The organism is Alteromonas sp. ABD4_190 (assembly GCF_056160105.1).
The window spans coordinates 91,673-117,030 of record NZ_JBSWWN010000002.1; the positions used below are offsets into that span (position 1 = coordinate 91,673).

At 42.3% G+C, this 25,358-nt stretch carries 24 protein-coding genes; 11 read left to right on the forward strand and 13 right to left on the reverse strand.

The window, feature by feature from the left end; genetic code table 11:
* Positions 1-92 precede the first annotated feature (92 nt).
* Complete coding sequence (locus tag ACXAFM_RS17975) at positions 93-851, forward strand: hypothetical protein (RefSeq protein WP_474835643.1); 759 nt, start codon at positions 93-95, stop codon at positions 849-851.
* Positions 852-879: 28 nt separating this feature from the next.
* On the opposite strand, the gene ACXAFM_RS17980 is transcribed toward ACXAFM_RS17975, so the two are convergent.
* Entirely contained in the window at positions 880-1,773 is an 894-nt protein-coding gene (locus tag ACXAFM_RS17980) for a LysR family transcriptional regulator (RefSeq protein WP_474835645.1), read from the reverse strand.
* Between the two features lie 120 nt (positions 1,774-1,893).
* On the opposite strand from ACXAFM_RS17980, the gene ACXAFM_RS17985 reads away from it, so the two are divergent.
* The 5 genes from ACXAFM_RS17985 to ACXAFM_RS18005 all read left to right on the forward strand — a co-directional run bounded on the left by ACXAFM_RS17985 (position 1,894) and on the right by ACXAFM_RS18005 (position 6,328).
* Positions 1,894-2,601, forward strand: coding sequence for a CoA transferase subunit A (locus tag ACXAFM_RS17985; RefSeq protein ID WP_474835647.1), 708 nt, complete (start codon positions 1,894-1,896; stop codon positions 2,599-2,601).
* The gene (locus ACXAFM_RS17990) at positions 2,601-3,254 is read left to right on the forward strand and encodes a CoA transferase subunit B (protein WP_474835649.1); all 654 of its coding nucleotides are present in this window, start codon (positions 2,601-2,603) and stop codon (positions 3,252-3,254) included. The genes ACXAFM_RS17985 and ACXAFM_RS17990 overlap by 1 nt, the downstream gene beginning before the upstream one ends.
* 298 nt (positions 3,255-3,552) lie before the next feature.
* Complete coding sequence (locus tag ACXAFM_RS17995; RefSeq protein WP_474835651.1) at positions 3,553-4,875, forward strand: DEAD/DEAH box helicase; 1,323 nt, start codon at positions 3,553-3,555, stop codon at positions 4,873-4,875.
* Between the two features lie 250 nt (positions 4,876-5,125).
* Complete coding sequence (locus tag ACXAFM_RS18000; RefSeq protein ID WP_474835652.1) at positions 5,126-5,659, forward strand: hypothetical protein; 534 nt, start codon at positions 5,126-5,128, stop codon at positions 5,657-5,659.
* Between the two features lie 432 nt (positions 5,660-6,091).
* The gene (locus ACXAFM_RS18005; protein WP_283626937.1) at positions 6,092-6,328 is read left to right on the forward strand and encodes a hypothetical protein; all 237 of its coding nucleotides are present in this window, start codon (positions 6,092-6,094) and stop codon (positions 6,326-6,328) included.
* A 399-nt stretch (positions 6,329-6,727) separates the two neighbouring features.
* Here the strand turns inward: ACXAFM_RS18005 and ACXAFM_RS18010 are convergent, their stop codons facing one another.
* The 4 genes from ACXAFM_RS18010 to ACXAFM_RS18025 all read right to left on the reverse strand — a co-directional run bounded on the left by ACXAFM_RS18010 (position 6,728) and on the right by ACXAFM_RS18025 (position 10,312).
* The gene (locus ACXAFM_RS18010; protein ID WP_474835654.1) at positions 6,728-7,930 is read right to left on the reverse strand and encodes a hypothetical protein; all 1,203 of its coding nucleotides are present in this window, start codon (positions 7,928-7,930) and stop codon (positions 6,728-6,730) included.
* Positions 7,931-8,365: 435 nt separating this feature from the next.
* A complete protein-coding gene (locus tag ACXAFM_RS18015; protein ID WP_474835655.1) occupies positions 8,366-8,608 on the reverse strand; it encodes an EF-hand domain-containing protein in 243 nt (80 codons plus the stop codon).
* A 58-nt stretch (positions 8,609-8,666) separates the two neighbouring features.
* Positions 8,667-9,662, reverse strand: coding sequence for an oxygen-dependent tRNA uridine(34) hydroxylase TrhO (gene trhO, locus ACXAFM_RS18020; protein ID WP_474835657.1), 996 nt, complete (start codon positions 9,660-9,662; stop codon positions 8,667-8,669).
* A 77-nt stretch (positions 9,663-9,739) separates the two neighbouring features.
* Complete coding sequence (locus tag ACXAFM_RS18025; RefSeq protein ID WP_474835659.1) at positions 9,740-10,312, reverse strand: VC2046/SO_2500 family protein; 573 nt, start codon at positions 10,310-10,312, stop codon at positions 9,740-9,742.
* A gap of 121 nt (positions 10,313-10,433) precedes the next feature.
* Here ACXAFM_RS18025 and ACXAFM_RS18030 point away from each other — a divergent pair, with 121 nt between their 5' ends.
* The 3 genes from ACXAFM_RS18030 to ACXAFM_RS18040 all read left to right on the forward strand — a co-directional run bounded on the left by ACXAFM_RS18030 (position 10,434) and on the right by ACXAFM_RS18040 (position 14,439).
* Positions 10,434-12,074, forward strand: a complete 1,641-nt coding sequence (locus ACXAFM_RS18030; protein WP_474835660.1) for a response regulator — start codon at positions 10,434-10,436, stop codon at positions 12,072-12,074.
* 250 nt (positions 12,075-12,324) lie between these two features.
* Positions 12,325-13,566 carry a putative DNA modification/repair radical SAM protein gene (locus ACXAFM_RS18035; protein WP_474835661.1) on the forward strand — a complete coding sequence of 414 codons (1,242 nt, stop codon included), beginning with the start codon at positions 12,325-12,327 and terminating at the stop codon, positions 13,564-13,566.
* A 51-nt stretch (positions 13,567-13,617) separates the two neighbouring features.
* A complete protein-coding gene (locus ACXAFM_RS18040) occupies positions 13,618-14,439 on the forward strand; it encodes a TIGR03915 family putative DNA repair protein (RefSeq protein ID WP_474835663.1) in 822 nt (273 codons plus the stop codon).
* A gap of 136 nt (positions 14,440-14,575) precedes the next feature.
* Here ACXAFM_RS18040 and ACXAFM_RS18045 read toward each other — a convergent pair whose 3' ends face one another.
* Complete coding sequence (locus ACXAFM_RS18045) at positions 14,576-15,418, reverse strand: DUF6279 family lipoprotein (protein ID WP_474835664.1); 843 nt, start codon at positions 15,416-15,418, stop codon at positions 14,576-14,578.
* Positions 15,419-15,631: 213 nt separating this feature from the next.
* Between ACXAFM_RS18045 and ACXAFM_RS18050 the strand changes: the two genes are divergently transcribed.
* Positions 15,632-16,648 carry an ATP-dependent 6-phosphofructokinase gene (locus tag ACXAFM_RS18050; RefSeq protein ID WP_474835665.1) on the forward strand — a complete coding sequence of 339 codons (1,017 nt, stop codon included), beginning with the start codon at positions 15,632-15,634 and terminating at the stop codon, positions 16,646-16,648.
* A gap of 123 nt (positions 16,649-16,771) precedes the next feature.
* Here ACXAFM_RS18050 and ACXAFM_RS18055 read toward each other — a convergent pair whose 3' ends face one another.
* The 4 genes from ACXAFM_RS18055 to ACXAFM_RS18070 all read right to left on the reverse strand — a co-directional run bounded on the left by ACXAFM_RS18055 (position 16,772) and on the right by ACXAFM_RS18070 (position 20,024).
* Entirely contained in the window at positions 16,772-17,599 is an 828-nt protein-coding gene (locus tag ACXAFM_RS18055; RefSeq protein ID WP_179983431.1) for a LytR/AlgR family response regulator transcription factor, read from the reverse strand.
* Between the two features lies 1 nt (position 17,600).
* Positions 17,601-18,674 (reverse strand): sensor histidine kinase, encoded by a 1,074-nt coding sequence (locus ACXAFM_RS18060; protein ID WP_474825569.1) that lies wholly within the window; start codon positions 18,672-18,674, stop codon positions 17,601-17,603.
* Between the two features lie 140 nt (positions 18,675-18,814).
* On the reverse strand, positions 18,815-19,276 hold the full coding sequence (locus tag ACXAFM_RS18065; protein WP_474835667.1) for an Mpo1 family 2-hydroxy fatty acid dioxygenase: 462 nt from the start codon (positions 19,274-19,276) through the stop codon (positions 18,815-18,817).
* A 64-nt stretch (positions 19,277-19,340) separates the two neighbouring features.
* The gene (locus tag ACXAFM_RS18070) at positions 19,341-20,024 is read right to left on the reverse strand and encodes a PilZ domain-containing protein (protein ID WP_474835668.1); all 684 of its coding nucleotides are present in this window, start codon (positions 20,022-20,024) and stop codon (positions 19,341-19,343) included.
* Positions 20,025-20,213: 189 nt separating this feature from the next.
* Here ACXAFM_RS18070 and ACXAFM_RS18075 point away from each other — a divergent pair, with 189 nt between their 5' ends.
* Positions 20,214-22,046, forward strand: a complete 1,833-nt coding sequence (locus ACXAFM_RS18075) for a M61 family metallopeptidase (protein WP_474835670.1) — start codon at positions 20,214-20,216, stop codon at positions 22,044-22,046.
* 124 nt (positions 22,047-22,170) lie between these two features.
* On the opposite strand, the gene ACXAFM_RS18080 is transcribed toward ACXAFM_RS18075, so the two are convergent.
* The 3 genes from ACXAFM_RS18080 to yejK form a co-directional block, all read right to left on the reverse strand.
* Complete coding sequence (locus tag ACXAFM_RS18080) at positions 22,171-23,022, reverse strand: M23 family metallopeptidase (protein ID WP_474835854.1); 852 nt, start codon at positions 23,020-23,022, stop codon at positions 22,171-22,173.
* A 139-nt stretch (positions 23,023-23,161) separates the two neighbouring features.
* On the reverse strand, positions 23,162-24,037 hold the full coding sequence (locus ACXAFM_RS18085; protein WP_474835671.1) for a 6-carboxytetrahydropterin synthase: 876 nt from the start codon (positions 24,035-24,037) through the stop codon (positions 23,162-23,164).
* Positions 24,038-24,103: 66 nt separating this feature from the next.
* Positions 24,104-25,210 (reverse strand): nucleoid-associated protein YejK, encoded by a 1,107-nt coding sequence (gene yejK / locus ACXAFM_RS18090; protein WP_474825552.1) that lies wholly within the window; start codon positions 25,208-25,210, stop codon positions 24,104-24,106.
* Between the last annotated feature and the right edge of the window lie 148 nt (positions 25,211-25,358).

Here is a 25,358-nt window from a genome sequence, read left to right on the forward strand (position 1 = left end):
GATTGTCCGATAACAATAGATAATTCAAAAAGTAACGCTCGCGGTTAATAAAACTGACGTTATAAGATATAAAAACAGACGGAAACACACGCATGTACGTGATTATTATTATTTTGATTGTTGTTTTGCTCATTGCCGCTATTTTCATAAATGCAATTCAACAGCATCGTCAAAAACAAGAGGCAGAGCGTCGCACCGAGCTTGCTAAGCAGCGCACTATTGTCGACGAAACCGAGAACATTTTGTCTGCCAGTCTAAACATGCCTGTTTCTTCGCGCTTAATGGGGATTCTTCACAACCGAATTCTTCATGCGCTCAAAACCATGAATGAATTATCTAGCACCTCAGAATTAAAACAAAGGATAGCGAGTAGCGAGCAAGCAACCTCAGCCGCACTGTCAGACAAGTCGACCAGCTCTTCTGAATTTTCGTTGCCTGACAACGATAAAATGATAATTCAGTACATCCAAGCAGTAAAAAAACTTCGCATTATACTCCGCTCTGAACATAGCAAAGGGCAAATCGATTCAAAAGTGTTTATGGATGAAGATAAACAGCTAGAGCGTTTGCAATTAAAAGTAAACGTTGAAACCCTTATTAAACGGGGTCGCGCTGCTCTACAAACTAATATGTTTGGCTCCGCAAGGCAATATTTCGAAAAAGCCAAGACAGCGCTTGAGAACCAAAACCCGCAGGATGAATACTCTGCATCTAAGCTTTCCACACTAAACGAGTGGCTAAACGATATTCAAAGTAATCTTAAGAGTGTGAATGAACAAGATCGCGCTAAAAAGCAGGAAGAAGAGCGGGACGAGTTGGACGAGTTATTTGCACCGAAAAAGAAGTGGTAGTCCCTACTCTCATCAATTACGTTGCGTATTATGTCGTTTGAGCATAATGCGCAATAACCAAGTCCCACATAGACTGAGCCGGTAACGACAAGCCCTTTCTTGCGTTTTTGATTATTCCTATGTTTTTCACTAAAGGTTCATCAGTAATACTTTGTGCTACAAGACCAAGCCCCTCCATTTGATCTTTACAAATAGCAGGCATAATAGATATGCCTAAGCCATTTTGTATAAGCTTTCCAAGGGTAGATAGCTGACCGGTTTCTGCAATAATATTTAACTCGCCGTACTGCTGAAGCTTAGACTGCGTCCAGTGACGTACCGCCGACCCTCGGTTCATCATTACTAAGGGAAACTGAAGACAATCTTTCCAATTAAGTGCTTCTCCCATGTTAGGCAATAACGCTTTACTTCCTACCACAACAAATTCATCGGTAAAAAGGCTGGAAAACACCAAGCCGTCTTTTCGTTCCGGCTCGAAAGAAAAGCCTATTTCACTGCGCCCGGTAGTTACTTCGTGAATAACCTGTTCCATAACAACGTCTACTATTCTTAGGTTTACGTTAGGTATGCGCTGATGAAACATCGATAATATATTGGGCAAATGTGACTCGGCAAACGACGGCATAGCACATACAGTGAGTTGGCCTTTAGCCATAGCAAATAGGTTTTGCATGTCTGAGAATGTATTATCCCAGTCGTGTAGCAATCGCAGAGCGTTTGGAAAAAGCACCTCTCCTTCAGGTGTTAAACTGACATTCCGTGTATTACGCTGGAACAGCTTACCGCCTAATTGCTCTTCCATTTTTTTTATCGCAGAAGACAAAGCGGGCTGGGTTAAGTGCAGATTCACCGCAGCTTCAGCAAACGTCGAGGACTTTGCCACTTCTACAAACGCCTTTACTTGACGATATGAGACATCCATAAACACGCACCTTAACGGCTTATTAATAAATAATATCTATTAATTGAAAGATTAATTCGATTTTACATATCCTGCAACAATGCTGATACTTATTTTTAACAAAAGCATTGGAGGTAAAAAATGGCAGGGTTTAACAAAGTTGTTTCCTCATACGATGAAGCCATGAAAGGCCTTGAAGACGGGATGACGATTATTGCTGGAGGCTTCGGCCTTTGTGGAATTCCAGAAGGCCTAATTAGTCAAATTAAGACGTTGGGAGTGTCAGGCCTTACGGTAGTGTCTAACAATTGTGGTGTGGATGGTTTTGGGTTAGGTCTTTTACTTGAAGATAAACAAATCGCAAAGATGGTGTCTTCCTATGTGGGTGAAAATGCGCTGTTTGAAAAGCAATTGCTCAACGGCGAGTTAGAAGTTGAACTTACACCACAAGGCACGTTAGCTGAAAAAATGCGAGCTGGTGGCGCAGGAATCCCCGCGTTCTATACTGCCACAGGTTATGGCACGCCGGTCGGCGAAGGGAAAGAAGTTAAAGAGTTTGATGGACGCCCTTATATTCTTGAGCACGCCATTACTGGCGACTTTGCAATTGTAAAGGCGTGGAAAGCAGATACCTACGGTAATTGTGTTTATCGCCACACCGCACAGAACTTTAACCCTATGGCGGCAACCGCCGGCAAGATCACTGTTGTAGAAGCAGAAGAAATTGTAGAGCCTGGCGAGCTAAACCCTAGCGAGATCCACACCCCTGGAATTTATGTAAACCGCGTTATTAAAGGGTCATTTGAGAAACGTATAGAACGCCGTGTAGTTAGTAAGGAGACCGTATAATGCTTAGTAGAGAACAGATTGCAATGCGCGTAGCCCAAGAATTCAAAGATGGCGATTACGTGAATTTAGGCATAGGTATCCCTACCCTTGCGGCTAATTATGTCCCTGATGATATCAGCGTTATGCTGCAGTCGGAAAACGGTCTTTTAGGTATGGGCCGTTACCCTACTGAAAGTGAAGTCGACGCCGACATGATAAACGCAGGTAAAGAGACGGTGACAGCTATAACCGGGGCATCGATATTCAATAGTGCAGAGAGCTTTGCCATGATCCGTGGCGGACATGTGGATTTTACTGTGCTTGGTGCGTTTGAAGTTGATGTATCGGGCAATATTGCCTCGTGGATGATACCGGGCAAACTGGTCAAAGGCATGGGCGGCGCTATGGACCTTGTTGCTGGCGCAAAAAACATAATTGTTACCATGACCCATACTGATAAACGCGGTAACCCTAAGTTACTAAGCGAATGTACATTACCGTTAACCGGTGTGAACTGCATTACACGTATAATCACCGACTTAGCAGTGCTGAGCGTAGAGGACGGCGCCTTTGTTCTTCAGGAGCGCGCACCAGGCGTTAGCGTAGATGAAATCAAAGAGAAAACCGCTGGCAAGCTTGTTGTACCTGAGAACGTGGCAGAGATGCAGTTTTAGTAACTTCAGCAAGCACATACGACACACTTACATTCAACATTATACATTTACGTTTAAATGGCCCGCGCTTACCAAGTAACACATTGTGTGTTCAAGGTAAGCGCGACTTGTAAGGCAACACCATAATTCGTCCATTTTAAGACTAACGAGCTCCTCTATTATAGGATTACAGGCATTGTTTGTTCGTTATCAGTGCCATACACCCGAGTTTATAGCGGCTAACGCAATAAGCCTTTTAATACACTGTGCATTAAGGGATAATGCGTATGAACGTTATTTTTAAAGAGGCTCACCTTTCTTGCTAGTTACTGATTTACCTGTCCATCATAAAATTATTTCAAAGCTCGAAACGAAAAACATTTCGACGCTAACCGAAATTCAAGAGCGTACTATGCTTCCCGCGATTCAAGGTAAGGATATTATTGCGTCTTCAAAAACAGGGTCAGGTAAAACTTTCGCCTTTTTAGTACCTGCTATAAATAGGCTAATGTCGCAAAAAGCGTTAAGTAGACAAGACCCTCGTGCACTTATTCTTGCGCCTACCCGTGAACTTGCTAAACAAGTTTTCATTGAAGCCAAGTCAATGTGTACAGGTTTAAACCTTACTTGCTTACTTGTTGTGGGCGGTGAAAACTACAACGACCAAGTTAAAGCACTTCGCCGTAATCCCCACATTATTGTAGGCACAGCGGGCCGTGTAGCTGATCACCTATTAGATAAAAGTGTGTATTTGAATGGTTTAGAGCTGCTGATCTTTGATGAAGCCGACCGCATGTTAGATCTAGGCTTTTCTGCTCAGCTTAAAATGATCAACGACTATGCTGATCACAGAAAGCGTCAAACTATGCTGTTTTCTGCCACGCTCGATAATATTGAGCTTAAGCATATGACAACGCAGTTGACCCAAGGCGCTGTGCGAGTAGCGGTAGGAGACTCAACGGCAGAGCATGGCGATATTGAGCAGAAGTGCTTCTTTGCAGACAACGTTGATAACAAAGATCAAATTTTGCAGTTTGAGCTGGCCAATCGTACCTACAACCAAGCTATCGTATTTACCGCCACCCGTGAAGATACCGATAGAATTGCAGCTTTGCTTAACGAACAGAACTTAGAAGCTATTGCGCTCCGTGGCGATATGCTACAAAGCCAACGCGCAGCTGTAATGAGTGCGTTTGCTCGTGGACAGCACAGTGTTTTAGTTACTACCGACCTCGCCTCCCGTGGTCTAGACCTGTCAAAAGTTGGCTTGGTAGTTAACTTCGACCTACCGAAAAACGCCGATGAGTATATTCACCGTATTGGACGCACAGGTCGTGCTGGGCAAAAAGGCGAAGCTTTCTCGTTAATTGGCCCACGTGACTGGAACAGTTTTGAAGGGCTTAAGAATCACCTTCAATATGCGTTAGAGTGCTCACCGCACGACGAGTTTACAGCCTCGTTCAAGGGTTTCAAACCAAAGAAAAAAGTGTCGAAAAAAGCTAATGCGCAAAATGGCAAAAAGCGTGTAGCGAAACCTGTTAAAACAAATGTGAAAAAGCGCGTTGACACCATGTTGGGTGAAGATATCGGAATGGTTCCAGTTAAACGCAAACCAAGGAATACACTGCAGGACGACGAGTAAAACACGTTAAATAGTTAATACTAATCCGCCGCTAATTATCACAGACTAGCGTTAATAGCGGCGGTCATCGCTTCATTTATTCCTAACGAACACTTTCTTACATACGCTCTCTTACATACTTTCTCTATCATAGCTTCGTAACACATGCTTTAATTTGCATATATAGCGAGAGGATATCCTCTAGCGTTATTCGTTACTCTAATTACCTTTAAAGCTTCTTAAGCCTATCTTTAAAATGGATTTTATAAACATGAGAGCACTAAAACTCGTTCCAATATTACTCATTGCTGTACTCATTATTTCCATACTTTTTTATGAAAAAATAATTGCGAGTGTCTTATTGCCTCAATACATCGAATGGGCGCATGAAACTGATCAGAAAGGGCTTGAAATAGGTAAACCGCTAAATGAACAAGAGTTGGCTCTAGCAGCTGAAATAGGCATCAAATACCCTGAAAAAGTAAGAATCGTCTATTTGGATGAAGTGCCATTCCCTTATGAAAACTTTGCTTTGAAAGTATTTGGTGAATCAGTTGAGCTTGTCGGCGAAGGTATCATTAACAACGCACAAGTCTTTGGTTATTCAATTTACGCGCGTAAAGACTTTGTACTTAACAGGCCAAAATTAGCCCATGAGCTGGTTCACGTGTTACAAATTGAAAAAGCTAGCTTAGACGAAGTTGTTACCCAACATTTCTTCGATATGGCTGAGTACGGCTACGACCAAGCACCACTGGAAGTCGAGGCAGCAAAAGCTAATATAAAATACAGCTCAGACTGGTAACTCTTACTAGCTGGCGTACTTTTCTACCTTCGTCCAATATATACGCCCGCCTCTTAAGGATTAAAGCTCTGTTATAGACAAACACCAGACCTTTAAGGGTTAGGATATAAACTTCCGATTTGTGCCAAAAGCTGCCGTTCAAATATTTGTAATTGAACGGGCGAAGAGTACGTATTCCAACCTTTCATTTGCCTAATATAAAGCGAGCGACCCAATTACGCATTTGTGTCCTAGCATTTATTCGCCTTAGTTTCTTGCTGCCATTGGTTGCCTAGGCTTTCACAAACTCGATAACAATGGCAGTATATACTGTAACGAGTGGTAGCTTAGTAAAAAACGCGCAAATTGCGCATTGTTAATTTGTTATACTGATAAGTGACAAACTAGATAATCACTAGTAGTCGTAAAACTCTTTTGAAATAAGGAAGTTCCATGAAAAGTCGTACAAAGATAGCTTTATCAATAATTGCTTTCACTACTGTAATTAGCTTGCAGTCGTTCATCCTATATCAACAAAATCGAGCTAATAATACTCTTCAGTTCAAAGTAGATAAGCTTCAGAGTCAAATTGACCAAACAAGCAAAGCTAATCAAGGTCTTCTTTCAAAAATAGAAAGGTTGGAAAGTAATTTAGAGCTTAAGCCTCGTAGCCTTCTATCTATGAATTAATTGGCTATTCGTTTAACAACTCAATTGACTCACTATGTTCGCTGGGACTCATGCACGTGGCCTGACCGACTTCATTCGGGCTTAGCCCACGTGCTAATCAACATAATTTGGCGATACGCGTCCGCTCTTTCTTTTGAAACCAATCATTCTGTGTGGCTGAAGTGTACGTAGAGCCGTTAGTTCATTTCATCGTCAAGATTTTAGTACACACTGTCAGGCTTACTACTTCACCGCTGAACTCGTGACCGTCTCTAATAGTGCGAAAACTAGCAGTACACCGAGCCAAACTCAAAAATTTACATCGCTCTTAGAGTAGTAGATTTGCTTCAATTCGTAATATCTCACTACGAGTAAAACTCAAATATTGAGACATGAGCGATTAAATTCGTTATTAATAGGCTAACTATCCAGATTGTGTGTAGAGTTTTCTTGAACGTATTCTCTAATTATTTTTTGAGCTTCGAATGACCCAATAATTCCAACTAGCTTTTTGATGAAAGATTCAGGAAGAAGCTCATCGCTCTCATAGTGAGCTAGTGTGTCTACCAAATCATCTAGTGATGAGTTGTTCTTTGCTAACTGCTCATCTATGGCCTGCCAAAATGCTGCGCCTTTAGTGTAAAAAAATAGAAGGTTTTCGTTACTTGGCTCCACCTCTCCTATTCTTTTCGATAAATCGCCTTGAGCATCTTGCTTTCGAATTAATTCTTCAATAGCCGATTCATACTTCGGCTCTATGAGTCTTAAGGCTTTATGGGTGTAATATTCGGTAAGGCTTTCAGAAATCCAAAAACTTAAAGGTATATCAGTTAACGTATGAATTGTTTCGTGAGCAACTAAGTGTGCAGTATGTTCAAATCTCTGTTCATTGAGTTTGCCATTATTGGTTACGTAATTGACAACCCAAGAATTATACCCAGCAGCACCTCCAACAGTTTTATATTTTTCATCAATATTAACGAAACTAAGATCCCAATTTACAGGACCATTTTGAGTATTAAATATGGGTCTTAGATAGGTTATGAGCTTTGACATTTTTTCGTTAATTGCATTCTTTTTGCTATCTAGCAAAATATCATCGGCGTATATATTGGCTTCAAATAGGTGATTTGATATTAGTATCGGCTTACCCCCCCAAGCTTTTATCAAAGGGGCTTGGTTCATGGTTGGGATCGGAGAACAGCTTTTTCCATTGATACACACTTGTGATTCCACTATTCCTTTAATTCTATGGATATCTCCCCATTCAAATAAGATCCAATGACCGCTTGAACTATAGACGTTTTGTTGAGAGGAAATATCTATTCCATTTATATCTAAGGGCTTGAAGCTAATGTCCCACGAAACGCTGTCACACTTTGTTTCTTTTTCAAACTCAATCTTACTTACCTGATTTGATAAATGACATTTTACTTCTGAAGTAATGGTAGAAGGTATAGCCCTTGAAGGGTTTAGGACAAAATGACCTAAATGTGAGGTGTCAATGGTTACACTCTTCAAAAGAAGGTTATTGTCATTAGATTTAATATCGTATGTGAGTATTTCTTTTGCCTTTATCACAGGAGAGAGCAAACAAAAGAGTAACATTACTTTTAGTGCCATTTAGCTTATGTTCCCGTTTCTAATTCGCGCTAGGTTTATGAGTTGTTGTTTATGTAAAAGTTCGTAGAGCTTACCTCCGGTAACTTTTTAATTATTAGCAAACAACTGAAGTGAGGGCGAGGTCAGATTCATCCATTTAGAAGTTACGGCCCACATTGATTTGTAAGGTTTCTTAACTTCCGCTCCTTGTCGAAGCGGTCTCGCGAGTCAAAAATATCCAATGTCCGCTTAACGCTCAAAGCAGCCATCCAAAAACTAAAACATATCAACCTAAATTTTGCCCACCCATACCAGCGCAAAACTTAAACATAAAAAAACGGGCGCTTTACAAAGCCCCCGTTTTAACGATTTATTTTTGCGCAGCAATAGACTTTTCCGACACACTCAACAGAGCGTGGACAAAACTGAGCTATGATGTGCTTGACTAAGTAAACCTTAGTACTCCCACCACCCTTCTTGCCACCACGCTAAAAACTCTTCAAAGTCGATGTAGCCATCGTCGTTGCTATCGATAAGCTTAAAGCCCTCTTGTACGTGGCTAGCTTTAGTCTTTGGTGAAATTACGGTTAGAAGCTCGATGAACTCTGGCAAATCGATTTGGCCATTGCCATCACGATCGAAAAAGCTGAAGTCCTTTCTAATTTCTTCAATTTTAGATTCTGAAAGTTGAGTGTCCACTCGCATTCCTTATTTCAACTGCAATAAACACGAGTGTAACGCCCTTCTTTCTGACTGTCTACGCCTGATTTTCTTTTGCTTTAAGTGCGCGTAAACGTTGAGCTTCTGCTTTTTCCTTACGCTTTTGTTCCATGGTCAAACGCGCTTCAGTACCTACGTGTTCCTGCTGACGCTCTTTCGCTAGCTGAACTTGCTTTTCACGTTCTCTAAAGCGGGCAATTTGTTCGTCAGTATGTGTGCCATGGCAATGTGGGCAGCTTACGCCAGGCTCATATTTATCGCTTTGTTTGTCTTCTTCGGTAATAGGAAGTCGACACGCGTAGCACTGTTCGTAATGACTCTTTTCAAGGTCGTGGTTTACCGCAACGCGATTATCAAATACAAAGCAGTCGCCTTCCCACATAGACTCTTCTTTTGGCACATCTTCAAGGTACTGTAAAATTCCGCCTTCTAGGTGATAAACCTCTTCAAACCCCTGCTCTTTCAAATAGGCTGTCGACTTTTCACAGCGAATGCCGCCGGTACAGAACATGGCCACTTTTTTATTTTTTGAAGGGTCGAGTTCTTTTTCTACGTATTCTGGGAATTCGCGGAACGTGTCGGTTTTAGGGTCGATGGCGTTCTTGAAAGTGCCAATTTCTATTTCGTAACCGTTTCGGGTGTCAATTACGGTTACATCTGGGTCGCTTATTAGTGCATTCCAGTCTTTAGGCTTAACGTATGTACCCACAGTTTGGCGAGGGTCGATACCTTCAACGCCCATGGTCACGATTTCTTTTTTAAGTTTCACCTTAGTGCGATAGAACGGCTGTTCGTCGTGAAGTGATTCTTTGTAAGAGATAGGATTGATACGTTCATCGCTATTCAGATAAGCGAGCAATGCGTCGATACCTTCTCGGGTACCTGAAACAGTACCGTTAATGCCTTCGTGAGCGAGTAGAAGCGTACCTTTTATACCATTTGCTTCCATAGTTTCTAGAAGCGGCTGGCGGATTTCTTTAAAGTTTTCAAGCGCAACAAATTTATACATTGCGCATACAATATATTTAGACATATTTTAACCTTTGCTGATTGGAGCGTAAGACCAGTGCAAAATGCGGCGCGGAATATACCAAAACTGAGCGTTAAAAACTAGGCGATATTTTCAAATGAAGAAAAGTCTGGCGTTGTAGCTTGGTGCATATCTTGCCCATATTTCCCGTCATCATCGTCGCCTTGTGAAGAGATAATATCGTAAAGTAACGTATTATCTTCTTTTATGGCTTTGGCATATTGCCGTTTTAATCGCTTCTGCGTTGCTAGACTGCAGTTGTTTACAACATCATCCGGAATGCGTTTTGCGTCATCAGTTTGAGCTAACGGCGCTGGCTTCATACTCAGATAAAGGCGTGCACTTTCATAGTCAATAGCGACTAAATTTGAGTGCACTTGCATGTCTGTCCACTCATTTTCACTGACGGACAACGACGGACGCCTGTAGTGATTTAATGCGGCAAGTTGCGCTTCTATACTTTTTGAAGTGTCAGCATCTGACGTGGCCGATTCAATTTCAAACGGTTCAGCTACACTATGCTGCTGCATTGCAAGGTATAACGAGAACAATGCCCCCTGTGATGAAGCACGAGCGAGCACACCACTTCGCTCCCAGTAAATACTGGGGTCTAGTGTTGTTTGTTCACTTGCTGAGGCCAAATCTGGTGACATACGTACACAGTGCTGTTTATGTATACGTATGTTGTCGGCAAGATAATGTTTTTCTTAAGCTTATTTTCTAAAGTTAGATATACTTTCAAATAATGATAAAGCGTTTATTCACGGATTCGAAATGCAATTTAGCAACAAACAAGTATTGATTGTTGAGGACCAACGTCCTTTCCTTCTTCTTTTGAAAGGACTAATGCATTCTATGGGTGCGTCTGATGTTGTTACTAAGCCTTCGGCTGAACAGGCAGTATCGCTGTGTAAAAAACATAAATTTGATATTGTCATCTGTGACTTACACTTGGGGGCTGATACCAAAAATGGCTATGAACTGATAGAAGAGTTGCGCACGCGAAGGCTTATTAACCCCACCTCAGTATTTATTCTTATCAGTGCTGATAGTGCTCGACCGGTAGTGCTTGGCAGTATTGAACGGCGGCCAGACGATTTTCTAATAAAGCCCTTCTCACAAGTACAATTAAAATCTCGTATTGTTCGTGCATGGCAAAAACGACAATTTCTTCAACAAGCGTTCAACCTAATAGAGCAAGGTGAATACAATAGCGCCATAGATCACATTGAGACACTGTTAGAAAACCCTCAGCACTACAAAGGACACTGCGAACAACTGCTAGTTGAACTCTATTGGCGCATCTCTCAACCTCAAAAAGCTTTAGATGTACTAAAAGAGTATATTGAAGGTAGACCTGTACTATGGGCACAGGTAGCGATAGGTAGAACCTATTTGCTGTTAAATGAATACGAAAAAGCGATATCCATTGCCAAGAAAACGTTAAAACGCAACCGTTTCAATGCTGATGCTCATGATATTCTTGCGCAAGCGCACCACGCCTTGGAAGCAGGTGAAAAAGCCCTAGATTCAATTAAAGAGGCTATTAAACTATCGCCCTTCTCTTTACCTCGCCACTTTAAGGCTTGTGAAATTGGCCGGGAAAATAACGATTTAGTGCTAGCGGCCAACTCTAGCCAAGCAATTTGGAACCTATCGAAACGCACTGTGCATAAAGCAAGCTTACATTGGTGCACAATGATACGCAGCTTACTCGATGTTGCTGAGTCAGCTGATGACAAAAGCCAGCGCAATAAGTATCAGCAAGAAGCGTTACTCACATTGCAGCGAGGGAAATTCGATGAGCACCTGTATAAAATCGACAGGGATTTCGACGTAGATATTTTTGGAAATATTGTAAATGCAAGGATAAGCGCTATTGATGGGAAGCTTATTGACGCGAAGCGTCATCTTGACCAGTCGCAAACGCAACTTGATGATAAATACTCAGAGGTACCCACTGTATTTATTCCAGATAGCATAAACGTTATGTACAAACTCGGTGAATTTGACGACGCGTTAGCGCTCAACGCCATTCTTAGCGCTAGAAATGATGAACTCGACCAGAACAGTTCAAAGATGCTGGAGGTCCAGGCACACAGCGCGCAAAAAAGCCTTGCGAGCTATCAGCAGTTTAATCGTGAGGGTATTCAACACTATCAGCAGCAAGACTATGAACGAGCCAAAGCCTCATTTGCTCTCGCTCAAGGTTTTGCACCGGTTAATACAGGCGTAGCGCTCAACTTGCTGCAGTGTCTACTTCAAATAGCTATTCAAGAAGATAAGGCCGAAGTAAAGTTAATAAACGAGTGTAAACGACTGTTTAAGCTAATTGATGACATGCCACTAAAAGCGGCCTACAAAGAAAAATACGATAACATTCGAGATGAACTATCTAAATTTATAGGATTTTAGCTTTAGCTTATTTTAATCGGTTAACAGCGAGATAGTCTTCGCCGTCACTCACCGGCGTCAATCCTGAATTGGGACAATCCTGCCAACATTAAATCTTCACCTTCAATTACCACGTGCAATTGCACTGTATATATATACATGCTATAACACTTTCACTCTCAGCCTAGATTACAAAACACGTTTAGTCGTGTTTCTAAAAGAATTACTAGGCTGTTTGACTGTAATTACTTATAGGAAAGTTAAATCTGCGATGTATGACAGACTGATACAAAAACTTGAAATTCTTTCCGATGCGGCCAAGTACGACGCGTCTTGCGCGAGTGGTTCAGCAGGTAAACGACAAGCTGGAAAAACCGAAAAGACCGGTATAGGTTCGCTTACTGGTGGCTCGGGAATATGCCATAGCTTCACACCTGATGGAAGGTGTGTTTCGCTGCTTAAGATCCTTATGACAAACTACTGTATTTATGATTGTCATTATTGCATTAATAGGGTTTCAAGCAATGTTCAACGGGCGCGTTTTACGGTTAAAGAAACGGTAGATTTAACCCTGAATTTTTATAAGCGCAATTACATTGAAGGTTTGTTTTTAAGCTCTGGAATTGTGGGTTCGCCCGATATCACTATGGAAAGCATGGTACGTATTGCAAAGTCGCTACGTCTTGATCACGGATTTAAGGGATATATCCACCTTAAAACTATCCCGAATGCGTCGCCAGAATTACAAGCAGAAGCAGGTCTTTATGCTGACAGACTTAGTATTAATGTGGAAATGCCTACACAGTCTTCGCTAAACAAGTATGCACCAGAAAAAGACCTTGGCGATATTCACGGCTCGATGAATACGCTAAAAGAAAAAATTGCAGAACATAAAGTTGACAAGACATATTCGGGTAAGCGCCCTCCCCGTTTCGCCCCAGGCGGGCAGTCTACGCAAATGATTATAGGTGCCGATGGGTCAAACGATAAAACCATTTTAGGTACAAGCGTAAAGCTCTACAGCGATCAAAAACTTCGTCGCGTGTATTACTCTGCATTTTCCCCTATTCCTGATGCTTCGGAAGTTTTACCGCTAAAACCGGCGCCATTGATACGAGAACACCGCCTGTATCAAGCGGATTGGCTTTTACGCTTTTACGGTTTTGGCCTAGATGAAATCTTGCAAGACGACATGTTAGATATGGACTACGACCCGAAGCTTTCATGGGCATTACGTAACCGTCACCTATTTCCTATTGATTTAAACAAAGCTGATAAACAAATGCTGCTACGCGTTCCCGGTCTTGGTGCGCGAACGGTACAAAAGATTTTATCCATAAGGCGTAATACAAAGCTCAACTGGATTGACCTTACTAAAATGCGGCTACCTCTTAAAAAGTTGAAGCCCTTTATCAGCGTGGGAGATTACTTCCCTGATATCCATTTACTCGACAGTAATAATTTCGAGCTTCAGTTTAAACAGCCTAAACAGTTTGAGTTGTTTAGCGCTTAAGTATGTTGACAACGAAAAAAACTTCAGCCGCAGTCTTAAAGGTTGTTTTATATGAAGACCATTACCATTACCTCAGTACCTGGCTTTGATGAATGGCGGGAAGCCTCTCGAGAGTGCATTGCTGAGCGTATCTCCCCTGAACATATTATTTGGCAGAGCGCTCATTCAGTACAAGACGATCTGTTCGGTAGTGGCGCTGAGCCATACGAAAGTAAAATGCCGCGAAAAAAGCCGCGAAGCAACCTTAGAATTCCTAAACCTACACTGATGCTTTTAAAGTACGCCCTGTGCCATAACGATGATAATCGATTTGCGCTTTGTTACCGGGTGTTGTGGCGTGTTGTTTATGAAAATAAGCAACTCATACAAATGAAAACTGACGACGATGTTATGCAGCTTTTCGCTATGGCGAAAGCGGTAAAGCGTGATGCTTATAAAATGAGTGCCTTCTTGAGGTTCAGAGAAATAGACGTAGAGGGGCAAGAGCATTTTGTCGCCTGGTATGAACCCGAGCATTTCAGTTTAGAGATAAAGCTTAACTTCTTCCAAACCCGATTTAAGAATATGCGTTGGTCAATTTTAACCCCCTATCGCGCAGCTCATTGGGATACCGAAACACTAGTTTTAGAAGATAATCCCGATTCAAGCGTAGTGCCTGACGATGACCGCATTGAAAAATATTGGCTGACCTATTACGCCAATATATTTAATCCTGCGCGTATCAAGACAAGTGCGATGTTAAATCAAATGCCGAAGAAGTACTGGAAAAATATGCCAGAGACATCGCTAATAGACGATATGATTAAGCAATCGAACGCTCGGGCCAGAAAGATGATCAGCGATGGTAATAAGCTTTGTGGTAACAAAAATTAGCCAATATAAACGAACTAATAGTACCGGGTTAGTATAACAGAGGTCATATATCAGAGCTTAGCCCGTTATCTTAGGGCCAAGCTCTGATTATACGTTGGTTTAACTGTAGAATAGCACTGGCGCTGTAAGAACCAACTTAGTCTCTGAAGTTGTCTACAGTATCAATCAGGTCGTCTATGTTTTCGATAAGGGTCTCTCGCTGCTTGTCAGTTAGCGTGGAAAAAAGCTCGGATATTAACGTAGCGCTAACGGTCATGTTATGGGCGCTACTTTGCTTGTAAATATCACTTTTATAGCTATCTGGGTTTTGCATCAAGTCAACGAGTTCTGCTTCGAAGTTGTCGTTAAATTTACGGGTTACAAATAGCTTTCGTGCCGCGTTTTGAATATTCCTGCGATAGGTTAGCCATTCCGCCCCCGTGGGAATAAACTGGGTCGCGTACGTGGACACTAACTGCTTTTGTTCGCTAGTCAGCTTGCCTATGCGTTCACTGATGGTCTCCTCAATGCGCTCAACACGGTCTTTTAACCGTTCTTCTTCAGACTTTTCCAGCGCCTCTTTTCGCTCTTCTTCTTCCTCTTTGTTGTCTTTCTCAAGGGCAGCAAAAAGCGTAACAACTTGTTCGTCATCAAGTGTTTTTGCAATTTGTGCAAGCTCAGGGCTTACTTCATCACGCACTCTTTCCCAATGCGTTCTTGCGTTTGCGAGATGCTCAAGGACAGTATCTGAATCTAAACGCCCTTCTTTGATTTGACGTTTAATTTCGGTAAGTTGAGCTTTGTAACGCTTAAGTTCAGAGGTTTTATGCCAGCGTAGCCAGTTTTGTAGATAGTCATCAAATTTTTCTTCTTGTGCATCTTTAAGCTCAATATAGTCGTCCATGTACCAGTAAACCCACCAATCCAAATTGTTGTAGGCTAATTTGGAACTACATGAAGCAAGAAACGCCACAGAAATAAATACTAACAGTACACGCATAACTTATCCTTTTTTGTTAACTACGTTATTTGCTGTAAATTCGCTTACTTATAAATTCAATTGAAAAGCAGACGTAAATAGTCAAGCGCTCAAGGCTCGTTCTGCACTCTTCCTTTCAGTTATTTAAATTCTCTACGAAACACATGTTCACTTTACGTCTTGATACCTTAACGTTACCTTAATTGTTATGCTGGTAAAAAGAAGGATTTTAATGTGTCAAAACGTGTCGCAATTTTAACCTCTGGTGGCGATGCACCAGGTATGAATGCATGTATACGTGCTGCAATTATTGCGTGCCAGAAAGCGAACTATACTTTGCTTGGCTATAAGCATGGATACAATGGACTGTTGCAACAAGAGTATATTCCCCTTTCACTAGACTCTACTCACAACTTGATTCAACAAGGCGGAACCATTTTGCACAGTGCAAGGTGTAAAGAGCTTAAGAGCCAAGAAGGAATTAAAAAAGCTGCTAACAACTTAATGAAGGCAGAAGTTGATACGCTTATTGTGATTGGTGGCGACGGGTCATTTCGTGGTGCAGCGGAATTAGGGAAAGAATGGGACGGCCAAATTTTAGGAATTCCCGGCACGATAGATAACGACATTAACGGCACAGATGCAACCATCGGCTATTTTACCGCTATAGACACTGCGATGAGCTCTATCGATAAAGTTCGAGATACTGCAGATGCATTTGAGCGTATATTTCTTATAGAAGTCATGGGCAGGAACGCGGGCTTTTTAGCATTGAATGCTGCACTCTCTTCTGCAGCCGACTACGTGGTTGTACCGGAATATTTTGAATCTGCTGACAAAGAGATAGAAAAGCTTGTAGCCCAAATAAAAGCCCAACGCGCGTTAAAAGGGCCAGTTAGTTTCATCGTTGTTGTTGCTGAAAACGTATGGCCAAATGGCTTAGCTGGCCTTACTGATGCATTACAGAGCCACGATATTATTGACGTCAGGCCGGTAACCTTAGGCCATGTTCAGCGTGGCGGTTCGCCTGTTGCGCAAGACAGGTTGCTTGCAACAACCCTCGGAGAATTCGCTATAAGTCTAGTCGGTAGCGACATTACTAACATTATGGTGGGTGAAGTAAATCAACGCCCTGTTACTGTGCCCCTTAATAAAACGTGGGAAAATACCAAACCTCTAAACCAGGCCCGTGTTGACGCTATGCGTACGCTTATGAATGAGCGATACAGCAGCAACTCAATTGACGGTTAGAGGCTATAATTAGAAAACAAGAAGCTTATACCAATCCGCATAGTTAGTTCCTGAAAACCACAAACAAAAAAGGCGTTGTCTATTTCTAAACAACGCCTTGGATATTTTATTACTTAAGCTTAGTTACATTTTCATAGCCGCTTTGACTTTATCGCGATGACTGCGACTCACCTTAAGTTCTGTATCGTTTTGGAGTATTAAGTGGTACTCGCCGCTGATGTGACTGACTAGCTTTTTAACAAAACGAATATTAGCTATGGCGGAACGGTGCACGCGAACGAAAAATTGCGGGTTTAGTTCTTGCTCAAGCTCTTTCATGGTTTTACGCATTATGTGCATGCCATCGAGCGCGTGTACGCACATATAATCCCCTGCCGCATCAATCCATTGAATGTCTTGTACATTTACACGGGTTACTTCTGAACCATCCTTAATTGCTAAAACATCAGGGTAAGGGTTCGTCTCAACCGGCTCTCCGCTAGCTAATTTACGTAGAATTTCCTCGCAATCATCACCGGTTAGTTCAGCCACTAGGCTCACCAACTTTTGAGACTGCTCATCTTGATGTTGGGTTGAGAAGTATTCGCGAACCTTATCTAACGCGGCGCCAAGACGCTCATCGTCCGCAGGCTTTAATAGATAGTCTAGCGCGTGTATGTCAAAAGCTTTGATCGCATAGTTGTCGTAGGCAGTTACGAAAACAATCATTGGAATTGGCTGCTTTAATTCACGAAGCTTGTGAATAACTTGAAAGCCATTTAAACCCGGCATTTGAATGTCTAAAAACACTAAGTCTGGACGATGCTGAGAAATACTGCTCACAGCTTCAAGACCGTTCTGACATTCTGCAAGAACCTGTACATCATCATGACGTTCTAACCTAGCACGAAGGCCTCTGCGCGCTAAAGGTTCGTCGTCCACTACAATGGTTTTAATCACTTGCTTTGTCATGTTATACGTCCTTAACTTCATACGGTATGCGAATTCTAACCCGCACACCGGAAGGCTGATTGTGTTCTATAGAGAATGCAAAATTACGATGATAAAGGGATTGCAAACGCTCTTTTATATTGGCTAAGCCCACACCATTTTCACGGCTAAGGTTTCCATCTTTGATATCTGCACCTGGGCCGTTATCAGCCACGTCCATCAATAAATCATTACCAAACGTACGTGCCGTTATGGAAATACGACCACCATTTTCCATCTTAGATATGGCATGCTTTATTGAATTTTCAATAATTGGCTGCAAGATCATACTAGGTACAAGAGCACTTTCGCAGCCTTCATCAATATCCCACTGTACATCCAACCTATCATCAAAACGCACTTTTTCTATTTCAAGATAAAGTCTTAACGCCTTTATCTCTTGACCTAACGGGACGCGTTTTATCGGGTCATTATCTAGCGAGTAGCGCAAGAAATCACTTAAGCGCGAGACCATAGCCTCCGCCGTATCATTTTCTTTCAAAAGGATAAGGGTAGAAATAGCGTTCAGCGTATTAAAAAGAAAATGCGGGTTAAGCTGATAGCGAAGCATTTTGATATGCGCCTGGTGGGCCATGGTGCTGGCTTTTAGCGCATTTTGCTTTTCTTTTTGCAGCATCTGAAAGTTTTTGATGCCGAAGTACACACCACTCCAGCAGCCGACCATTATCAGTGAGTTAATGGTGTTGGTGAAATACATATACCATTCATCTGGGCGATACCCGTGTTTATATATTTCCCAGTAGTTAATGTTTTTCACTACCGCCCACAATAACGCTATTAGATAACACGACACTATCACTATTATGATCATGTTTAGCGGCGATTGTTTTCTTGCCCAGCGATAAACGTAGCGCAGTGGAATAGTTAACAACCACCCTGCATAGGCATTAAGCATGATTATAAAAACCCAAATGGGCCTTACATCATGAAGAAACGAACCGATGTAATAAATTATCGCAAACCCTGCCCAGCCTGCGCTGTGCAACGTCCAAAATAACCGTTCATTACTTTCTATTACACGCTGAAAGCGACTCACAATATTACCAATTTAAAAACTAATAAGAAGATTATACGCCAGCGCTGCTGTGACCCAAGCGGCTTGGTCGTACACCTTATGCTTCTGGTCGCAGGGCAAATGTTTGAAATTAAGCATTTTTCAATAGAACGTTGCTTATATTAATAGCTTATGTTCATTCTCTTAAGCCAGTGAACCCACCACCAAGCGGGGCCAACTAACAGAAAACGTAGATCTTCGAAGAACGATGGTTTTTTGCCCTCTATATGGTGCCCAATAAACTGCAATACCCACATGACGACAAACAAAACTAAAGAGAATAACCATACTGAGATATTAAAGTGCTCTAACGTATTAACAGCGCCAAAGCATAATATGGTGAGCAGTGTCATTGCTGCACCTATTGGCCCAGACAACATGAAGTAATAATAAAGCACGGGTACTGCAATAATTTGTGCCCAGGTTATATCAAACTGGGCAATAAAATCCGGTACCGGCAAGCTCCAAAGCAAGCCTATAGAAACGAAGTAGATACTTGGTACGGCGATAGCGTGAATGATAACGTTCGTTTTGTTTTGATGACTTTCGCCATACTGCATTAAAAGACGCTCAATGCTTCTCATACCTGCCCCTTTGCCTGTTTTTAATAATTATCTAAATCGCCCCGTAAACACGTTTAACGAACCACTAGGTCAACAATGTATGTCGGGACAACAGTGTTTTTATCAGTTTTTCATCACAGGTAAAGGCGAGCCCATAATAAACCATATCACTTTCATGCTTATGGTTTTTAACCCTTGCTGTAAGGGCTACTTCTTTACCGTCTAACGAATAGTTTAGCCGAACTTCGGCTTCATCAAGCATTACAGGCCAATTTGGCTTGACCTGGAGTGCAACTTTGCATCCTTTCTCACTTAAATCAATGATTATACCTGTCACATTTTCATCATTTGGATACACTTCAGACTCCAATGTTACAGATACACCCAATTGCGCGCGCTTTACCGCGCGAAGCCCTATACTTTCGATGCGTTTAGGAAACGTTGTGATAAGTAAACCTGAAGGCTTGGCGAGCAACTTTAACACTTTTACTTTAAAGGCAATAACTTGGCCAGTATCGCCTTCGAGTACGGAACGAACGACAACCTCGTTACCTACAGTGAGTGCATCGCGAACGGTTATCCACTTGGCCGAGGTAGGGATATGAAAAAGCAAGCACTCATCTGTAAGCATGCCAATATAGTCTGTTTTTACACGCTTCGGGGCAGCAGGCATCGCAATTTGTAAGTCGACGATACCGCCAGGTACTAGCGTTCGCAACGATTCCAAATTATCTTCGCTCAGTAAGTCGCTTTGTATTTTGTCAGCCATTTGTATTTGTTATTGCTGGATTTAATGTAAGTTCGTCCAATTTACGCATCAAATCAAAACTTATCAACACTATGATGGAAAACCGATTTCTATAAACCTAAAAATCTATAGGGTGGTTTCCAATCTATTGGGATTAACCTAATAGGTTGATATAGTTAAGGTATCGTTTTTTTACCCTATTGGACGTCTATGCCTTCTGCTCTTCACTATACGTTAACTATTTCAAATTGGCGTGCACACCAATTTACTGTTGCGCTACACATTCCTGAACATGAAGATTCATCGCTAACACTTACTCTTCCAAGCTGGATCCCAGGAAGCTACATGGTTCGCGACTTTGCGAAAAGCATAGTTAGGTTAAGTGCTACGTCAAGTGCCAGCCACATAGAGAATGCTAGCGGCGAAAACGCTAATCATATTCCCGTAACTAAGCTCGATAAACAAACGTGGCGTGTTGAAACTGACGGTAAACCTTGCACCGTTAACTACACGGTTTATGCCAATGATTTGTCAATTCGCTCTGCCTTTATGAACGATCAGTACGCATTTATAAATGGCACGAGTGCGTTTTTACGCGTTTCCGGTTTTGAGCAATCAGCCTGCGAACTAGACATTGAACTCGATGATAGTGACCCATCTACCGCAAATTGGAAGGCTTACACCTCTATGCCAATTCGCAGTGAAAGTACGAGTTCGAAGCGCTGGCATTATGTCGAAAAGAATTACGATGAACTCATCGACCACCCTATTTACGTTGGTATTGCAGACACCCACAGCTTCGACGTAGACGGTATTACTTTTACGTTGCTTTTCTCTGGAAACAACAATATCGATTACCCGCGCATAGCTAGAGACCTCACACCTATTTGCAAGCATCACTTGGATTTGTTTGGTGCTCCCCAACCCATAAATAATTATCTGTTTATGACTTTGCTTGCCGATAACGGCTTTGGTGGTTTAGAGCATAAGCACTCAACCGCCCTTCTTTATCCACGTTTTGACTTGCCACAGATTGGTGAAGGTGAAAACAAAACCGACAGCTATATAACTTTCTTAAGCTTGTGTAGCCATGAATTCTTTCATACATGGCATGTGAAGCGCATCAAACCTGAGGTGATGGTTAAACCTGATTTATCTCAGGAAACCTACACCAATCAGCTTTGGATTTATGAAGGCTTTACAAGCTTTTACGATGACGTAACCCTAGCAAGAGCTGGTGTTATTGAGCCTCAAAAATACCTAGATATTGTGGCTCAAAATATCAGTCGACTGTTACAAAACGCTGGGCGTTTTAAACAAAGTGCAGCTGAAAGTAGCTTTGACGCTTGGACAAAGTTTTACAAGCAGGATGCGAGCGCTACCAACAACATCGTCAGTTATTACACTAAGGGCGGCATTATTGCCCTTGGTCTAGATTTGCTGCTTCGCGAAAGGTCAAACAACCAAGTAAGCTTAGACAACGTAATGCAACTGCTGTGGAAGCACTATGGTATTGACGAGTGTGGCACACCCGATAACGTGATCCAGTCGCTGTGCGATACCCATTTTGGCATTGATGTTTCAGACTATTTAGACCGAGTTGTTTATAGCACAGACGATGTAGAATTGGCGTCACTGGTTTCTGGTATGGGCGTTAGTTACAAAACACGTACACGTGTGTCAGCCGAAGATAAAGGCGGTTCTTCGCAGCAGCCTTCAATCAAAAACCAGCTTGGCGCCACGTTAAAAGCCGCAACGTTTGGACTTTCGGTAGTTCAGGTATTTGAAGGTCTTGCCGCGATGAAGGCAGGTATTCTTCTTAACGATGTGATAATTGCTCTAGACGGCCATATTGTTAATGCTCAAAAGCTACAACGCTTATTGGATAACGCGCAGACATCGACGGTAGACATAACGCTTATCCGCGATGGGCGACTTTTAACCCTGCCTCTTGAAGTCACTCGGGCTAGACAGGAAATGGCGTACTTTAAAATTACCGATGAAGAGAAACTTAATCAGTGGTTAGGTAAATCCAATAAGTGATTAGGTAAATAAGGCAACGCATAATTACTTAAAAGATCACTAAAAAAATACTAGAAAGGCGCCTTCGGGTTCTACCTGAAAGCGCCTTTCCTATGTTGCTTTAACCACTAAAATTTATTTGCTTTTATTGTTCGGGAGAACCAGAGATTATGGTCTGCGGATCTAGTCGAGTTTTCCCTAAGTTAATACGCCAGTCTAAATGCGGGCCGGTGGAGCGCCCAGTTGACCCAATCGTACCGATTTGTTCACCTTGTTTAACGGTATCACCCACTTCAACCGTAAAACTATCCATATGTAAAAACGTTGAAAAAACACGCATACCGTGATCTAGAATTAAGGTATTACCTGAATAATAGAGATCGTCGGCCATGGTAACCACACCATCCACAGGCGCATATACGGGAGTGCCTGTTTTGTTAGCGATATCTACGCCGTAATGCGGCCATTTCGGCACACCATTTAATATGCGTTGACTACCATACACGCCCGATATTCTACCTTTAGCTGGCCACTCAAAACGGGTGAACAAAGCGTCTAAATCGCTATTTCCGCTGCGCGCATTGGCAACGTTGACGTTATCTCGTTTTATCCGTGCAGTTACCTCAGCAGGCGGCGTAACCATTTTCTGCTCTAAACCATCAATGCGCTGAATATTGTACTCGCGCTTTTCAAGGGGAATGTCGCGCTTCCACGTTTTACCATTATCTAGCGTCACTATTAAACGTTGCTGAAGAGGTGCTTCTCTTTCAAAACCTACAACAAATTTGCCGTCCTTGTTTGTCTGCACTGGCTCGCCATTAAGAGTGACCGTAGCGTCTACTGGTGCCTGACCACGTAACAAGGCGCCTTGGGTAAATTTTCCATTTAGCGAAACTTCAATCTGGTCTTGCCCTTCGACTGAGCCAGACGATATTTCAATGCCTTCATTCGTTGCAGTTGCCGCAGTCACAACAGGGCTTGTGATAACAACACCCATTGCAAAAATACACGTTAATGCACTTGGTGCCCTATTACCCAACGCTTTTTTTATCACGCTGATTATGGGGTTAGTTAACGCGTCTTTAGTATGTGTGGAAGCCATATTATGCCCTATCCTTTGCTGCTTTATGCTAACGCTAACCTTTAACCGTAGCGCCTTTACCCACGCCCTCATAGGCAATTACTTGGCAAACGCCGTCAGGTGTGCGCTTCTTTTGTTCATCAAGAAGGTACTGCGCTAAACACTCAACCGTCGAATCGGTCTCGATGACTTCACAGTCTGATTTAGGAATAAGTAGTTCAAAATAGCCCTGTGATGATTCATAAGCAAAACAGTAGTAGTCTTCAGCATTTGATACTTCACCTTTAAGCTTTCTGTCGCTATAGGCTATTTCATCTTCACGGGTTGCAATATAAATGTCCGCCCAACGGTCTGCCCAATATTGCTGACTTTCCGTGCTCACTTCGCCATCAAGGATAATATCAATGCGAGAACGGTGTCCGTGAGCTATACGCTGACAGTTACCATCGTGCTTCTTAAGTCCATGAGTGTAGTGATAGAACGGTGAGTTGATAATTTCTTCACGCAAATGCAGCGTTATGTTCTCAACGTTTTCAGGTAGGTGTGTTGCCAACACTTCCTTTAGGTAAACGCCAACAGACTCCATGTTTATTTCATCTGAATAAACAAACGCATACGCTTCAGCCGGGCAATGTAGCATAATGCTACGCCCATCGGTGCAGGTAAAGCGGGTCTCTACCTGTTCAGTAACGTCATCGTGAATAACTTCTGAACCGCTATATTCCGCGGGTACTAAAAGCTTATGATCGACATATTCGTCAATAAGTCGCTTTAGGTTCTTTTTCACGTGACCGAAGTCTTGAACCATGCTCTCTTCATTAAGTTCACCGTCCAAAATCACATCGACAATCCAGCTTTCACCCACCATGCCGCGCTTCGGGCAAAGGTAAGAGAAGTCCATCACTGTCAAATCATTTACAAATAATTGCATAACACCCTTGAATCGAGTTGATATTCTGTTAACTAGTATACGTTTTTTAGCTTCGCTTCGCAGCGACTAGTCCATTGAAGATTGGCGATTAAGCTGATCTTTTAAATTTGGTGGAATTCCACGAATAGTTAGTGTGTCCGTAGCCGGGTCGTAAAACACCCTGTCGCCCATTAGCTTACGTTCAAAACTTAGCGATATGCCGCCACCCTGCCCGGTAAACTTCGCAAGCTGTTTCAACGCTGCTGGGTCGGGCTGAATCTCTTTTTCAAGCGGAGCTTCCATAGACTGAGTAAAGGCAGAAAAGTTACTGCTAGTCTCTTCGTTTTGAGGAAGTCGATTTGCCAGTTCATCCACCGACAGACTTTCACCGGCATCAATCTTTTCTTTGAAGTACGACTTAACTTCTTCTCTGTGTTGATGCTGCTCTTGCGGATCTAAAGACTCACTAGCTAGGTACGCATCCACCGTAGAAATTAACTGCTTATTCTGTTGCTTAACATCAACTAACTCTTCACAGCCCACAAACTGCATGAAGAAATCGGATACCTTGCGACCCATTCTACCTTTTATGAAGCTAACGTAACGCTGCTGCTCTGGCTGAATATCCCACTGTGTTAAATCAAAACGCACGGCCAGCTGCATTTTAGCTAAATCTAAATGTTCACGGGCAGACAGGTCTAATGAATTAGTCACCTCAACATGTGAACGAGTATTCAGTAGCGCTATCATTAAATACTGTGTGGCTAGGTATTCATACTGGCAGAATATAAGAAAGCCAGTTTCTACCGTACCTGTATCAGCTAAAGTACGTACTAAGCGGTTTGTCGCCGATACAGAAAACCCGTGAAACGCGTCTTCTACGTTGTCGCCCGCTGCTTTTTGAATATCCATGTACTGTCTAAGACCTTCAGCGAACTCAGCCACATTCTCGGTGCTTTTTTGTGTGGTTGCTTCGCCTTCTTCGTTTTCCACTTTTGCTTCGCGGGTAACCTCAGTGACAAAATGCCCCACGCCTTTTCCGGGTTTAGCATTGAAGCTATGGTTTATTTGATGGGCTAAAAGCTCAATTTCCGGCGTTACTGCCAAGCAGTTATCACGGGGAATTGCTTCAATTTTCTCTTCTTTGTTTACAATCAAGCGATGTACAACAAAGTGATGAATCAGTGCACTCATAGAGTATCTGGTGTCCTGTTGCTTAAAAAGTGTCAGAAATATTCAAAGAATTGCGGGATTTTAGAATGAATGATTGTACTCACTCAAACAACGATTATAATCATTTTACGTTTAAAACCATTCTTTTTATCAAAGATAATCATAAAAA